This window comes from Thiohalocapsa sp. (genome assembly GCF_022340605.1).
Classification (GTDB): Bacteria; Pseudomonadota; Gammaproteobacteria; order Chromatiales; family Chromatiaceae; genus Thiohalocapsa.
In genome coordinates this window covers 23,775-37,622 of record NZ_JAJDNQ010000140.1, presented here as the reverse complement: position 1 = coordinate 37,622, position 13,848 = coordinate 23,775, and the positions used below count along the sequence as shown (strand labels likewise).

12 protein-coding genes and 1 pseudogene are annotated in these 13,848 nt (G+C 69.7%); 6 read left to right on the top strand and 7 right to left on the bottom strand.

Annotated features, from left to right (window positions below; genetic code table 11):
• Positions 1 to 10: 10 nt before the first annotated feature.
• The 3 genes from LJE69_RS17280 to LJE69_RS17270 all read right to left on the bottom strand — a co-directional run bounded on the left by LJE69_RS17280 (position 11) and on the right by LJE69_RS17270 (position 3,704).
• The gene (locus LJE69_RS17280; RefSeq protein WP_296927276.1) at positions 11 to 1,627 is read right to left on the bottom strand and encodes a glycosyltransferase; all 1,617 of its coding nucleotides are present in this window, start codon (positions 1,625 to 1,627) and stop codon (positions 11 to 13) included.
• Between the two features lie 396 nt (positions 1,628 to 2,023).
• Positions 2,024 to 2,878: a cyclopropane-fatty-acyl-phospholipid synthase family protein gene (locus LJE69_RS17275; protein ID WP_296927274.1), complete on the bottom strand. Its 855-nt coding sequence runs from the start codon at positions 2,876 to 2,878 to the stop codon at positions 2,024 to 2,026.
• A gap of 1 nt (position 2,879) precedes the next feature.
• A complete protein-coding gene (locus LJE69_RS17270; protein ID WP_296927273.1) occupies positions 2,880 to 3,704 on the bottom strand; it encodes a class I SAM-dependent methyltransferase in 825 nt (274 codons plus the stop codon).
• 476 nt (positions 3,705 to 4,180) lie between these two features.
• Here LJE69_RS17270 and LJE69_RS17265 point away from each other — a divergent pair, with 476 nt between their 5' ends.
• The 4 genes from LJE69_RS17265 to LJE69_RS21035 all read left to right on the top strand — a co-directional run bounded on the left by LJE69_RS17265 (position 4,181) and on the right by LJE69_RS21035 (position 6,799).
• The gene (locus LJE69_RS17265; RefSeq protein WP_296927271.1) at positions 4,181 to 4,801 is read left to right on the top strand and encodes a MarR family transcriptional regulator; all 621 of its coding nucleotides are present in this window, start codon (positions 4,181 to 4,183) and stop codon (positions 4,799 to 4,801) included.
• 250 nt (positions 4,802 to 5,051) lie between these two features.
• The gene (locus tag LJE69_RS17260) at positions 5,052 to 5,858 is read left to right on the top strand and encodes a cytochrome c (RefSeq protein ID WP_296927270.1); all 807 of its coding nucleotides are present in this window, start codon (positions 5,052 to 5,054) and stop codon (positions 5,856 to 5,858) included.
• A 265-nt stretch (positions 5,859 to 6,123) separates the two neighbouring features.
• Positions 6,124 to 6,375, top strand: coding sequence for an AbrB/MazE/SpoVT family DNA-binding domain-containing protein (locus LJE69_RS17255; RefSeq protein ID WP_296927269.1), 252 nt, complete (start codon positions 6,124 to 6,126; stop codon positions 6,373 to 6,375).
• Positions 6,350 to 6,799, top strand: a complete 450-nt coding sequence (locus LJE69_RS21035; RefSeq protein WP_367114701.1) for a PIN domain-containing protein — start codon at positions 6,350 to 6,352, stop codon at positions 6,797 to 6,799. The genes LJE69_RS17255 and LJE69_RS21035 overlap by 26 nt, the downstream gene beginning before the upstream one ends.
• Here the strand turns inward: LJE69_RS21035 and LJE69_RS17250 are convergent.
• From LJE69_RS17250 to ndk, 4 genes and pseudogenes are all read right to left on the bottom strand, one after another.
• Positions 6,693 to 8,210 (bottom strand): SUMF1/EgtB/PvdO family nonheme iron enzyme, encoded by a 1,518-nt coding sequence (locus LJE69_RS17250; protein ID WP_296927268.1) that lies wholly within the window; start codon positions 8,208 to 8,210, stop codon positions 6,693 to 6,695. The two genes, LJE69_RS21035 and LJE69_RS17250, sit on opposite strands and share 107 nt — an antisense overlap.
• Positions 8,207 to 9,343, bottom strand: a complete 1,137-nt coding sequence (locus LJE69_RS17245; protein ID WP_296927266.1) for a hypothetical protein — start codon at positions 9,341 to 9,343, stop codon at positions 8,207 to 8,209. Before LJE69_RS17245 ends, LJE69_RS17250 begins: the two co-directional genes overlap by 4 nt.
• A 325-nt stretch (positions 9,344 to 9,668) precedes the next feature.
• Positions 9,669 to 9,902: pseudogene (locus tag LJE69_RS17240) on the bottom strand (PD-(D/E)XK nuclease domain-containing protein); the annotation flags it as partial.
• Between the two features lie 199 nt (positions 9,903 to 10,101).
• Positions 10,102 to 10,551 carry a nucleoside-diphosphate kinase gene (gene ndk / locus LJE69_RS17235; protein ID WP_296927265.1) on the bottom strand — a complete coding sequence of 150 codons (450 nt, stop codon included), beginning with the start codon at positions 10,549 to 10,551 and terminating at the stop codon, positions 10,102 to 10,104.
• A 470-nt stretch (positions 10,552 to 11,021) separates the two neighbouring features.
• Here ndk and LJE69_RS17230 point away from each other — a divergent pair, with 470 nt between their 5' ends.
• Together LJE69_RS17230 and LJE69_RS17225 are read left to right on the top strand one after the other, a co-directional pair.
• A complete protein-coding gene (locus tag LJE69_RS17230) occupies positions 11,022 to 11,705 on the top strand; it encodes a BCCT family transporter (protein ID WP_296927264.1) in 684 nt (227 codons plus the stop codon).
• Positions 11,702 to 13,648 (top strand): glycine betaine ABC transporter substrate-binding protein, encoded by a 1,947-nt coding sequence (locus LJE69_RS17225; protein ID WP_296927263.1) that lies wholly within the window; start codon positions 11,702 to 11,704, stop codon positions 13,646 to 13,648. Before LJE69_RS17230 ends, LJE69_RS17225 begins: the two co-directional genes overlap by 4 nt.
• Positions 13,649 to 13,848: the final 200 nt, after the last annotated feature.

Here is a 13,848-nt window from a genome sequence, read left to right as displayed (position 1 = left end):
CGGCATTTCCCTAGACACCGGAGTCGCTGCGCAGCCCGACCCGCGCGGCTTCCCCTGGTGCCCAAGACGCCAGTTCCTCCGTCTGCGCCGGGCGTCCGCCCGAGTGCGGAGGCAGCGACAGGATGACCGGCGCGGGCTCCAGCGCCGGCGCCACGGCACCGATAACGGCTGCGGTGGCCCCGAGCCGTGCAAACGCGGCATCACGGCGCAGCAGCGACCCGAGCCCGAGCAGCCCACTGATGGCGAGCGCCAGCGCCGGCAGCGCCAGCGGGCTTTCCACCAGCACGAAGAGCAGCAGGGCATAACCCGCGGACAATTCCGGTAAGCCGGCCAGCAGCAATCGCCAGCGCCGCTCGCCGCGACCTCCGCCCACGCCCTTCGGCGTGCGCACGAAGGGGCTACGGATGCCGACCAGCGCCTCCAGCGACGCACGGGCGTTGGACAACAGCAGGCCGCTGGTCAGCAGCAGCGCCGCGGCGGCATCGCGCATCAGCACCTTGACGGGCGGCCGCTGCTCGCTGCCGCCCACGAAGCCGCCCGTGAACAGCATCCCCAGCGGCCCGAGCAGCCCGATACTGGTGGTGGCGAGCGCCATCACCGTCAGCGCGGTGCCGGGCACGAGCTTGCCGGCGATGAAGGGCAAGGCCGTCAGCAGACACAGCGTGCCCGCCAGAAAGCTCAGCGGCTGCGCCAGTTGCAGGCTGATGAGGATCTTCTGCCACAAGGGCAGCCGGCTCGCGCCAATCTGTGGTGCGAGCTTGCGCAGGCACTGCACGAAGCCCTTGGTCCAGCGGAACTGTTGCGCCCGCCAGGCGCGCGCCGAGACTGGCAACTCGCCGGGCACGCCCAAGTCTTCGAGATACGCGGAGCTCCAGCCGACGAGGCGTGCCCGCAGGCTCAGATCGAGATCCTCCGTCAGCGTGTCACCGGACCAGCCGCCGGCGCCCTCGATGGCCGCCCGGCGCCAAACGCCGCACGTGCCGTTGAAGGGCACGGGCAAGCCGAGCCTGTGGCGCACCGCCTGCTCGACGCGGAAATGGCCGTCCAGCAGCCGCGCCTGGGCGCGGGTCAGCATTGAGGCATCGCGGTTTGCATGCAGCCAGCGCGCTTGCACGTGGCCCAGATTCGAATCCGCCAAGAGCACACCGATGGTGCGGCGCAGGAAGTCGGGCGCCGGCATGAAATCGGCGTCGAATATCGCCACGAAGGGCGCGTCACAGACCTCCAGCCCCGCCGCCAGTGCACCCGCCTTGAACCCGCTGCGCAAGGTGCGGTGGTGCAGCGACACGCGCCAGCCCCGCAGCCGCAGCCCGGCAACCGCGCGCCGGCTCGCCGCCAGGGAGCCGTCGGTGCTGTCGTCCAGCACCTGGATCACCAGCCGCTCCCGGGGCCAGTCCAGCGCGGCGATGCTCGCCAGCGCGCGCTCCACCAGCTCGCCCTCGTTGTATAGCGGCAACTGCACCAGCACCGTCGGCAGGGCTTCCTCCGCGGGCAGGCGCATCGATCGCGGCCGCTCCGGCAAGAGCCAGCGCAAGGTCGTCAGTGTCAACAGGTGCAGCGACAGCAGCGCCAGCACCGCGAGCCCCAAGATCAGCAAAGACTCCAGCAGCGGCGCCAACAAAGCCATTGCGTACACCCTTTTTCCAACACGCAAAAATCAGCATTTGACGCCGGATGCGGCCGGCAAGCAAAGGGTTTCCCCTCGAACCGGCCGCCTGCTGGATGCACGGTGGTCGGCGCCGGCCAAATTGCGCCGGCAGGTGCGCCAACCGCGTCCTCGACGGCGCCCGGACGCCGGCACAGTGGCCAGCCCGGGCGCAGCGGCAAATGTGGGTGCAAAGCGTGCGCCTGCAAGCGCCGCTTACACGGATGAGCGCGCTGAGGCACCGGTCGAGACACCGGATTCCGGATAGCCCGTGGCGGGCGGTCGGTCGGCTTGGTGGGCCGGGTTGGGCTGGAGCGGGGGCGCCTCGGAGAGATGCGACCGGATCGAATGATCCGGTCCGACAAGAGGCAGGTCAGGTCAGCCGGGCTTGCGGAAATGCATCACGCCCCAGGCGAGATAGCCGTTGCGGCCGGCGTCCACCCAGTGCTGGAGGCCCTGGAGCATGCGGTCCATGTAGCCATCGGACACTTTGCCCGCCAGCGCCTCGCGCTCGGCCCGCAGCACCTCGGCGACGCGGCCGTAGTGGGTGACGAGCTGCCCGGTCAGGTCCACGACCTCGACCTCTTTCCAGCCCAGGCGCCGCGCCTGCGCGCGGTAGAAGGCAAAGGAGCCCAGGCTCTCGAGGTGGATGCGGTCGAGCACCGGCTGCAGCACGCCGTCGGGGCAGTCGTCGGCCTGCATCGGGTCGGTGAAGACGAGCTCCCCGCCGGGCTTCAGCAGCCGGTCCACCTCGTCCATGACCTTGTCCCGACGGCCCGAGTGCAGGATGGCGTCCTGCGACCAGGCGGCGTCGAAGGTGCCGTTCTCGGCGGGCACCTGCTCGAAGCTGCCTTCCACCACCTCGATCAGGTGATCGAGGCCGGCGTCGCGGTTCATCTGCCGGTCGCGGACGTTCTCCGCTTCGCTCAGGTTCAGCGCCAGGACGCGGCAGCCGAAGCGCTTGGCCAGCCAACGCGCGGCGCCGCCGTAGCCCGCGCCCAGATCGATGAGCCGCGCCCCGGGGGCGGCGAGCTTGTCCTTCACCCGCTCGGACATGAAGGCGACGGTGCGCTCGGAGGCGCCCGCGATGGCATCGTCGGCACCCTCGTACAGACCGATGTGGATGTCCTCGCCGCCCCAGACGTGGAAGTAGAAGTTATCCGCATCGTCGCTGTTGTAATAGTCCCGGGCGGTCTGCACGGCCTCGGAATAAGCTTGCTGCGGCTGGGTCATGTCAGGACACCTCCCGGTATTCTTTCTCGGCCACGTGGATGAAGAAGTCCGGCTCGGTCTCGCGGTAGGTCTCCTGGAAGTCGCCGTAGGTGTCCACGCGCTGGAAGCCCACCTCGCGCATCAGCCCCTGCACGTAGCCCTTGCGCAGGGGGAACATGTTCAGATGGAATGCCGAGCCATCGTTGAAGCTGTACTTGAACCGCGCCAGGCTGTCGTCGACGTACTCGGGCTCGGCGCGCACCTCGTCGCCGCAGTAGTAGTAGTTGTGCGTGGGCTGCACCTGGTGGTCCAGCAGCGCGTCATAATTGCGCTGGTCCAGGATCAGCACACCGTCGTGCTTGAGGGTGGCGTAGAACTCCGCCAGCGCCTTGCGGCGGTCGTTGTCCTCGTGCAGGTGGGTGAAGGAGTTGCCGAGGCAGATGACGGCGTCGTAGAGGTCGTGCACGCTCTTGTTGAGCCAACGCCAGTCGGCATGAATGGTGCGCAGAATGTGGCCATGGCGGCGGGCGTTCTCGAACGCCTTGGCGAGCATCACCGGACTGCCGTCCGCGCTGGTGACCTCGAAGCCGGCCTTGAGCAACTGCACCGAGTGGTAGCCGGTGCCGGTGGCGACGTCGAGCACCTTTTTGGCGCCGCGCTCGCGCAGCTGCTCGATGAAGAACCGGCCCTCGGCGGCAGCGCGGCCCTCCCAGTCGATGAGCTCGTCCCATTTGTCCACGAAGGACTGGACGTATTCTTCCTGATACTTTTCGGACTCGCGCACCGCGAGTGGATCATCGCCGTAGTCCTGGTGCTGCGGCGTCTCGGTCTGAACGGTGGAATGCATGGGGCTCGTCCTCTGGCTGTCGTACTCTCTGCGCCGGGCGCGCCGGCGCCCGTACCGCGGCGCCGGATGCCGCGGCTGGCGCAGTGTGCGGGTCAGCGAAGCGCGTCGGTGGCCGCTGGGGCCTGCAATGCGGCGGGCCGTGACTCGGCCTGTCTTGGAACGATGGGCTCGGGACAACCGGGTGTGGTGCCCGTCACTACCGAAGTGCGTCACTGGACGCCGCACTGGACGCCGCACTGGATGCCACACTGGGCGTCATCGCGGCCTTCGCGTGGGTGTCGCCGGCAAGGTCAGGCGGGGTGGCGACCGTGCCGCCGGGTTGCTACGCGTCCGCATACTACTTAGAACTCGAATTAATGCAACCGGGCTTTACTACAATATAGGCGCAGGCGCATGCCAGGTAAGGATGCCATACCGCGAGAAAACAACATAGTTCAATGCCTTCACGGCCTTGAGGTAGCCCTCAGGAATATTTTGTGAACGAATCATTACAACAGTCCCCGGCCGACGGCCGCGGCCCCAACCCCTGCGCCCATCGCTGTGACGAGGTGCTGGTGGCCCTGCGCCGCGTGATCCGCGCGGTGGACCTGCACTCCCGCGCCCTGGTGCGCAGCCACGGCCTCACGGCGCCGCAGGCGCTGGTGTTGAAGGAGATCGTCGCCGCCGGCGAGTTGCCCGTCGGTGCAGTGGCGCAGCGCGTGAGCCTGAGCCACGCCACCATCACCGACATCCTGAACCGCCTGGAGCGCCGCGGGCTGGTGGCCCGCACCCGCAGCGACACCGACCGCCGCCGGGTACTGGTACGCGCCACGCCCGACGCCAAGCAAACCCTCAAGCGCGCACCGCCGCTGTTGCAGGAGTCCTTCGCCTCCCGCTTTGCCGGCCTCGCGGACTGGGAGCAGACCATGCTGCTCGCCTCCCTGCAGCGCATCGCCGCGCTGATGGATGCCGAGCGCATCGACGCCGCGCCGGTGCTCGCACCGGGCAGCGTCAGTGACGCGGCCGAGCCCGCCGGCACGGCGGCGCCGCAGAGCGCTGGCTCGGATATCGCACCGGCAACGGCAGATGAAAGCGAGATCTCCGATGCCGGCGCCTGAAGCGACCCACCGCAGACGCCCAGCAGCCGCTCGGCGCGGATCAGCCCTGCGCCTTGCGTTGCCACCGGCGCCGGTGGAACGCGGCGAGCCATCACCAGGTCGGCGCACACGCGCCGCAGGGTGGATCAGCGCGACGCACTCCACCCTTCGCGCAACGGCTCGCACCGCTCGCGCGCGCCGCGGCGGACCAAGTCCGCTCGCCGCACCGGTCACCCTGCTGCGAGCATCGGCACTGCTGTCTGCCCTGCTGTTGGCGATCATCACGCTGGCGGCGCCCGCCGCGGCCCCCGATGAGCGGGTGCTGCGCGTGCGCGACGGCACCGAGGAGCGCATCTACCCGGTGGCCGAGCTCGTCGCCGCCGTCGGCCTCAGCGAGCTCACCGTCCCCGACGACCCGCTGTTCGGGTCGCATCGCACCTACGCCGGCTTCGACCTGCCGGCGCTGCTGCGGCACATCGGTCTCGGCGGCGCGCCCGAGCTGCTGCTGGTCTGCGCCGACGGCTACAGCATCCCGTTCGATGCGGCCGCGGCGCTGAAGGAACCCGTGCGCGGGCTGTTGGCGCTGCGCGACACCGCCGTGCCCGCCGACAGCGGCCGCCACTGGCAGCCATACCGGCACGGCACCGAGGCCATCAGCCTCGACCCCTTCTTCCTCGTCTGGGCACCCGCCAAGCCCGGCGCCGACGTGGACCTCGGCCCAGAGACCCTGCCCTGGCCCTATCAGCTCACCGAGATCCGCCGCTTCGACCGCGCCGCCTATTTCGCCCCCGCCCGCCCGCCGGACCGCACCGGCCCAGAGGTCGAGCACGGCTTCGCCATCTACCAGGCCCACTGCGGCAAGTGCCACCAGATGCGCGGCGTCGGCGGCAGCGTCGGCCCGGCGCTGGACCGCGCCGCGAGCGCGTCAGCGCTGTCCACGCCGGCGCAGCTCGGCGCCTACGTGCGTCACGAGCGCTGGCTCTTCCCGCGGTCGAAGATGCCCGCGTTCAGCGCCCTCCTCGCGCCCGCGGACATCGACGCCGTGGTGGCCTACCTGAAGGCGATGCAGACCCGCTGATCATTTCGGCGCTCGGGTGCGGAACGCTTTCCGGCCGCTCTGGCGCGCGGTACAGGCCGCAAGGCCGGAGCGCCATGACGACCGGAAACGCATGTCGGACTCGGCCATCGAAGCTGGCCATTCGGTAGACCGTCACCGGATCTGCGCGAAGAAGCTGCACTGACGACAGAACGGCAACCGCTGCCCGGTCCGCCGGCCGGATTCCGGAAAGCCGGAATTCGGCGTAAGCTGTCAAGCAGCAACGTGGCATGCAGAGGTATCGAGCATGGAACTGGTGAAGCTGGGAAAGAAGGGCCAAGTGACCATTCCGCGGGCCATCCTGCATTCGGTCGGCCTGAGCGGGGATGCTCCGCTGCTCGTCGAGACGACACCCGAGGGGGCGATCCTGCTGAAGCCGGCGGCCGTCTACCCGATCGAGGTCTATTCCGAACAGCGTATTGCGGAGCTCGAGCGCGAGAACACGGTCCCCGAGGATCTTCAGGCGCAAGTCCGTGCATCGCTGGGTCAGGGCGATTGAGGTGCGCCTATTTCTGGATGCGAACATCCTGTTCAGTGCTGTCTACCGGGATGGCAGCCCCGCGCTGCTGCTGTTCGAGCTGGCCTCGGCAGGCCGATCCTGCCTGGTGACCTCGCGGTTCGCGTGGGACGAGGCACACCGAAACATCTCCCTCAAGTGTCCCGGGCGCTCACCGACACTGGACACCCTGCGGAGGCAGCTGGAATACGCGCCGGAGCCCGGCGCTTCGTCGATAGCCGACGCCGCGAAGCAAGGACTGCCGGACAAGGACGCGCCGATTCTCGCGGCAGCTGCCGGCGCACAAGTGGACCTCTTGGTCACCGGAGATCGCGCCCATTTTGGACACCTGTACCGCAAGTCCATCGGTGACCTCCGGGTACTGACGTTGCGCGATGCCGTGGCAAGCTTGCTCGGCGATCAGTAGGTGCCCCCCAAACCGAACCGGCTTCGATAAGCGCAATCTTGCGTTCGCGATGCCGTCTCCGAAACCAATCTTTGTCGGCAGCCCAATGTGCCCAGGCTACCCTGGCTCCAACGCTCCAGCGTTGGAGCAAGTGCCGACGCTCCCGCGTCGCGTCGGCGCGACCGGCGCCTGCGGGGCGCTCGGGCCGCCACTGCGGACGGGCGGCGCGCCAACGCGGGCGCGTTGTACGCCCTTTGATCGCGACGGTGCTCCAGCGCCATCGCGCAGCTTGCGGCGCTCCGGCGCCGCGTCGGCTCGCGCGGGGCCGGCTCTGGCGATGCCCGGACGGCGGTGCATCGCTATCCGCTGCCACCGCAAGCCCCTCGCGACCCAGCCAGCGGCAGTAAGCCTCGGCCTCGTACCAGCTCACGCCGACCACCGGGCAGAGGGGATTGTTGAAATCGGCGCGGCGCCCTGGCTCTGGCGCGGAGACCGTTTCGCGCTCCCGCCAGGCCCAACCCTCCTGGCTCCAAAAGGCCGACCGCGCATAGCCGCCCGCGGCAATGAAGCGGCCATATTGCAGGTTGGTCACCGGGTACTTGGCAATCCAATAGCGATACGGAATCTTCCGCGGCTCCTTGCCGTCGCGATACAGAAACGGGCCAGGCGGGATCTCGATCCAGGCGTCGAGGTCATCCGGCACCCAGCCGAGGTCGCCCAGCAGCAGGCCGGCGCGGCGGCGTTGCGTGGGCTTCACAGCGCTCGACTGGGCGGTCCGCAGCAGTGCGCCCATGACCGTGCGCATGCCGCGCTTGCCGGCACCGACCGCACCAACGTCCTTCAGCGCCTCTGCGGCGAGAAACGCTTGGGCGGCTTGCGTGTCGCCGTCGGCTGCTTGCTCAGCATCATGACCCGGCGCGTCGTTGACTAACCCGTCCAACAAGGCGGCGGCCCCGTCCGGACTCTGCCGAACGATGCCCAGCGCACCGACGGCCAGCAGGAAAGTCTCGCGCCAACGGCTGTCCTCGGGATTCGCCTTGATGCGCCTGACAGCCTCCTCCGGCGGGAGCCGCGCCAGCGCCTTCGCGGCCAGGTATTCCTCGAAGGTCAGGTGCAGGAAGCCGAAGCGGTCCGGCCCCTTCTCCAGCAGCAGGCTGGAGTAGCGGTGCACGGCATCGAGGAACGTACGGGCGGCCTCCCTTGCCTTGTGGCGGCGCAGGCCCTCCTCGCGCTCGTACCAGTCGCGGAGCCAGTCCATCAGCGCCTCGCGCGGGATCAGGCTCGCCTCGGGGTTCTCGTCCCGGAGCCAGAGCGCGAGCGGCTGCAGGACCTCCAGCAGCTCCAGATAGTCGGCATCCGGGCCGATAGGCGATCCCTCCAGATTGCGTGCCTTGCGCCAGGACTCCAGCAGGGTCTTCAGGTACAGCTTCATACAGCTCCACCCGGCGTTGCGGCAGAGTCACGCCCTGGCGCTTGATCAAGGCGAGGATGGTCGCGAGCAGCGGGTTGCCGGCGAGCTGCTCGATCTTCGGGTTGGCGAAGATGGACGCCAGCAGCTCGTCCCGCTCCCGCGCCGCCTTGGCGATGACCTTCGGCGTCTCCTGCCCGCGGGCGATGGCGAGCTCCACGGCGCGGGTCCAACGCTCGGCGAACCGCGTGATGCCGTCCCGGTCCCAGTCGCAGACGGCCAGCGTCAGCCAGCGCGGGTCGGCGAGCGGATGCTCCCGGTAGCCGACAAAGCGGCTGGTGACGACGACCCGGTTGCCGGGCGGGATGGGCGAACGGTCCGGGTCCGCGTCCACCGCCGGCACGATCTCGCGGGCGAAGTCCTCCACCCGTTTCACCAGCGCGCCGCGGTCCGTCTGCACCTCGTCGAGGCCGTCCAGCAACACGAGCGCCCGGCCGCGCTCGATAGCGTGCTCGAAAGCGATAGCTGTCGCTGAGGTAATCGAGGTAGCGCTGGCGCAGGTCATCCAGGTCCGGCGGACGCTGGATGGGCGCCATCACGGCATCGAACAGCGGCCGATAGGTGTCTGGATGCGCGGCCCACTCGTCCCAGAGTGCCAAGCCGAAGCGCCGGGGAAGGCGCGCGGCGATGACTTCAGCGCTGTCCTTTTCGACCCCAAAGGCCCACAGCCAGCGGGCGAAGGCGGGCTCCAGGGCTTTCAGCAGCGGCAGCTTCCAGGATTCGGTCGGCAGGCGCTCGTCGACGCGAAGCTCGGTCTCCTCGAGGACCAAGGCGATCTTATCCGGCAGCGCGTCCGCGTTCTCCGGCCGGCGCAACAGCAGCAGACGGTACTCATCCACCAGCCCCAGCACCGCGCGCCGCAGCGAAGTCAGCACCAGCCGCCACGCGAGCGCCCCGGCGTCGTCGGCCGCAAGCCCAAGCCCGTCGATGAACCCCTCGCCCAGCCGCCGGGCGGCGCCGTACCAGTCGCCCTTCAGCGCGTCGGTCCCGCCGCCTACGAGCGCCTTGCCGAGCTGGCGCAGGTCGAGCTTGATTTCCCGCTCCAGGAGCGGCTTAGGTGCCGTGGCGGGGAGGCCGTGGGTGTCTTGCTCCGTCATGACTACATCTCCCGTGGGAGCGGCGTCCCCGCCGCGACTGACGCGGGCGCCACAGTTGCGTCATGGTTGGTTGTTCACCAGGCAGTATCCGCGGGCCGTCCGCGGCGGTCAAAGGGCTGGAGATAGAGAACGGCGGGCCGGTGCGAGCGGGTTGGGCGGGTTGCGTGATTGCGCACCGCGATCTCGCGTAGTAGCCGCCTGGTGCAAGGCTGCGAAGATGCCGACACCGTTTGTCCCAACGCGGAGAGGTGTCGCCCTGGAGGGCGACACGGATCGGCACTGCGGCTGGCGTTGCGAACGGTCTCGGCAATTTCGCACTGGAGCACTAGTCTTGCAACGTCTCCACCTCGAACCCCTCCAGGGTACGCTGCTCGCGGCTGAATTCGAGGCCGATGAGATGGATCGGCAGGCGGTCGTCAAGGTAGCGGTCCGCGTAGCCGGCGTCCTTGCTCTGCTGCAGGGCACGGCCCTTGGGAGCCAGCTCCACCACTTTGAACTCGAACAGGTAGACCTGGCCGTTGAAGCGCAGTGCCATGTCCAGCCGGCCGGCGTTGCTGGACTGACCACCGGCAAGTGTAGCGGCTGCCTTCCTCGCGACGAATACCGGCCGTGACTCGTTGGCCAGGGCTTGGCCCTCACCGGCCTGCATCGACCCCGGCCGCCGGCGGCGGCAACCGCTTGGTCGCGGCCGCGGTTGCGGCACATCGCGGCGCCGAGCCTGACGGCGCCGAAACCGCCGGCCGCACGCGTCCCGGTGCTTACTCGAAGATCCAGGCGTCCGTCGCCCGGTCCCAGCTCACCAGTTCCTCGGGCTTGAACCACAGGGCCACTTCGCGGGCGCCGTTCTCCGGCGAGTCGGAGCCGTGGGTCAGGTTGCGGCCCACGTCCATGCCGTAGTCGTGACGGATGGTGCCGGGGGCGGCCTCCGACGGCTTGGTGGCACCCAGGGTCTGGCGCACGGCGGCGACGGCGTTGCGCCCCTCCCAGGCCATAGCCAGCACTGGGGAGCTCGTGATGTAGTCGATGAGGCCGGGGTAGAAGGGCTTGTCCTTGAGCTCGGCGTAGTGCTCGGCGGCGAGCTCCTGCGACACGCGCATGAACTTGGCGCCCACCAGCTTGAGGCCGCGACGCTCCAGGCGCGCGACGATCTCGCCGACGAGACCGCGCTGCACGCCGTCGGGCTTGACCATGACGAAGGTCTGTTCCATGGGTTGATCCTCTTTGGATAGATGACTGGACGGCCCCGCGCGGGGCCAAAGAGACGGGATGAGTGATCACGGGCGTCAGCGACGCCTGGGGCGCGGATGATAGCGGCCGGACGGCCACCTGTCGCCCACGCGTGACCTGTTAATCCCCGCCGGCACCAGAGGCGGCCTCGATCAGAGGCAGCTTTGATTGGAGACGGGGGCGAGCGCGCTGCGCCGTGGGAGCGCCGTCCTCGGCGCGATGGGCGCCGTGAGAGCGCCGTCCCCGGCGCGATGGGCGCCGGTCGCGGCGGGGACGCCGCTCCCACAGCGGGGCGAGACCGGGCGAGAATTGGGTGCAGGTCGGGTTAGCGATCGCCCTGCAAGCGGCCCGTTCGGGGAACCAGCGGGCCGGACACCGAACGCGCGGGGTGTATCCCGCGCGCCGAACCTGCTGCAATAGCACCTCGGCCCAGACAATCACGGGAGTCGATTTGTCTTCCACCGCCACGGCGGCCGGCGCGCCGCGCAACGCACGCATCGTCGTCATTATCTCGTTTCTGCTGGTGCTGGCGTTCGGTGTCTGGGGGCTGTTGGCACCGGACACTATGACCTCCGCGTCGGTCGGCCTGCTGAACTACGTGCTGGACAGCGTCGGCTGGCTCTACCTGGCGCTCTGCACCGGCTTCGTCATCCTCGCCGCCGTGCTCGCGCTGAGCCCCTACGGGCGGCTGCGGCTTGGCCCGGACGACTCCCGCCCCGAATTTTCCACCGCGTCCTGGCTGGCCATGCTGTTCGCGGGCGGCATGGGCTCGGGGCTGGTGTTCTGGGGCGTCGCCGAGCCCATCACCCACTTCGCCCACCCGCCGGGAGACGTCGCGCGCGCCAGCGCCGAGTCGGCGCGGCTGTCCATGGTGACCAGCGCGGACTCCGGCACCTTCGTCATCAGCATGATGACCTCCGAGGGGCGGCTCAACCCCGGGATGCCGCTCAAGCTCGCCTGGGGCACGGCCATCACGCTGCTGACCCTGGCCATCCTGCTCTCGGGCAGCGTCGCGGTGGCCAAGGCCATGGCCGCGTTCGGCGCCGTGCCCTTCACGCTGATCCTGGTGCTGCAGCTCGTCGCCTTCCTGCGGGCGCTGCGCGAGGAGCCCATTGCAGGGAGGAGGCGGGCATGAGGACGTTGCGGTTCATTCGATTGCGCCGGCGGCCGGGCCTGCGCGGCTGTCTCGCCGTGCTTACGCTCCTGCCGTTACTGCTCCTTGGCGGGGGCTGCGGCAAGGACTTCCAGCGGGTGCGCATCGGCTCCCACGATTTCACCGAGCAGAAGATCCTCGCCGAGATGATGGCCCTGCTCGCCGAGAACGCCGGCGTGCGCGTGGAGCGCGCCATCCCCTACGGCGACAACCGCAAGAGCCTGGAGGCCATCCAGCGCGGCGTCATCGACGCCTACCCGGAATACGACGGCACACTGCTCAGCATGAGCGGGGCGCCCCGGGTGGTGGACACCCGGCTCGCCACCGAGGAGACGCGCGAGCAGATGGCGCCGCTTGGGCTCGCGTGGCTGGAGCCCTTCGGTCTGGAGAACGGCTTTGCCGTGGCCATCCGCCGCTCCACCGCCATCCGCCGCGACATCCAGACCCTCTCCGAGCTGGCGGCGGCGGATCAGCCCATCAGCTTCGCCGTGGATGCGGGCTACCTGGAGCGGCCGGTGGACGGTCTCTATGCGCTGGCGCGCCGCTACGGGCTCAACCTCGGCGAGACCAAGATCTTCCCCATCGGCGACCGCAACGGCATCTACAACGCCCTCGCCGAGCAGCAGGTGGACGCCGCCGAGGCGTTCCTGACCGACGCCCGGCTCGACGATTACGGCATCACGCCGTTGGCAGACGACCTCGGCTTCTATCCCATCTACCGCCCGGCGCCGCTGGTGCGCCAGGCGGTGCTGGACCAGCACCCCAAGCTCGCCGCCGCCTGGAACAAGCTCGCCGGGCGCATCAGCACCGACGACATGCGCCGGCTCAACGCCCGGGTGGACCGCAAGGGTGAGGATTACCGCGACGTCGCCCGGGGGCACCTGGAGAAGCTCGGCCTGCTGCCGCAGGCGCCGGCCGCGGAGGAGCCCCGCGGCAGCGTGACCCTGGCCGTCACGCCCATCTCCGATCTCGGCTACCTGCCCATCCGCGCCGCCGAGGCCATCCGCGAGGTCATGCCCGCGCGCCGCCTGCTTGTGCAACAGACGGACCTGCCCGCCGTCGCAGTGCGCGACGGCGAGGCCCGCTTCGGGCTCGTCGGCGCCGAGGAGGTCTACCAGATCGGCCCCGAGGGCGGCATTACGCCAGCGCAGCAGATCGAGGCCGTCGGCGCCGTCGGCAGCCGGCTCGCGCACGTCATTGCCCGCGCCGAAGACGCCAACCCACGCGCCTGGCGGCGCGTCGGCGTCGGTGTCGAGGGCAGCAGCAGCTGGAACCTCGCCTGGCTGATCCTGAACACCGCCGGCCTGCTGGACCAAGTTGAGCTGGCGCCCATCCACAACCCGTTGACGGCGCGGCTGCAACTGACGGACGGCGACGTAGACGCGCTGATCTTCATGATCGAGCAGGGCCACGCCGGCGTGGTCAAGCTGCTGGACGACCCGGACCTCGTGCTGGTGCCGCTGGACGCCTTCGGGGGCACCAGCCCGGCGCTGCGCTATCCTTTCCTGCGGGCGGCGCGGATCTCCGCCAATACCTATCCGCGCCAGCCCAAGGCGCTCGACACCGTCTCCGCCCAGATGGTGCTCGTGAGTCGCGTGCCGGAGCAGCAAGACCTGCTCGGCGAGTCCGGCCCCGGCTTCGTGCCCGGCGTGTTCACCCGTCTGCCGCAGCGGCTGCCCTTCGACACCGCCGCCCGCTTGGCGCAGGCACTGGACACGCCCGAGAGCGTGGACCCGCTGCTGCCCGCCTCCCCGGGCCTGAAGCCGGACACGCCGCCCACCAAGCAGCGCTTCACCGCCGACGTGCTCTCCGCGCTGCTGAACGGCCTCGCGGTGGCCTTTCTGGTGGCCATGGTGATCCTCTACTTCCAGCCTCTGCCCGCGGTGCCCGCGCTGCGGGTGGGGGACGTGCCGCCGGAGGAGTGAGCCCAACAGGCCGGGGGCGCTCGCGCGAGCGGCGTGTGCGGCACGATACAATCGCCGCGCTCGGGTGGGAGCGCCGCCCCCGGCGCGATCGGCCGCGCCGGCGCTCATCGCGGCGAGGACGCATCGCGGCGAGGACGCCGCTCCCACGGATCGGCGGCGTCTGCGCTCATCGCGGCGGGAACGCCGCTCCCACAGCAATC

What these genes read in the sequence shown, in the direction of transcription:
- LJE69_RS17280 (WP_296927276.1), bottom strand. Translation starts at nt 1,627, where the DNA reads ATGGCTTTGTTGGCGCCGCTGCTGGAGTCTTTGCTGATCTTGGGGCTC.
- LJE69_RS17275 (WP_296927274.1), bottom strand. Translation starts at nt 2,878, where the DNA reads ATGACCCAGCCGCAGCAAGCTTATTCCGAGGCCGTGCAGACCGCCCGG.
- LJE69_RS17270 (WP_296927273.1), bottom strand. Translation starts at nt 3,704, where the DNA reads ATGCATTCCACCGTTCAGACCGAGACGCCGCAGCACCAGGACTACGGC.
- LJE69_RS17255 (WP_296927269.1), top strand. Translation starts at nt 6,124, where the DNA reads ATGGAACTGGTGAAGCTGGGAAAGAAGGGCCAAGTGACCATTCCGCGG.
- LJE69_RS17250 (WP_296927268.1), bottom strand. Translation starts at nt 8,210, where the DNA reads ATGAAGCTGTACCTGAAGACCCTGCTGGAGTCCTGGCGCAAGGCACGC.
- LJE69_RS17245 (WP_296927266.1), bottom strand. Translation starts at nt 9,343, where the DNA reads ATGACGGAGCAAGACACCCACGGCCTCCCCGCCACGGCACCTAAGCCG.
- ndk (WP_296927265.1), bottom strand. Translation starts at nt 10,551, where the DNA reads ATGGAACAGACCTTCGTCATGGTCAAGCCCGACGGCGTGCAGCGCGGT.
- LJE69_RS17225 (WP_296927263.1), top strand. Translation starts at nt 11,702, where the DNA reads ATGAGGACGTTGCGGTTCATTCGATTGCGCCGGCGGCCGGGCCTGCGC.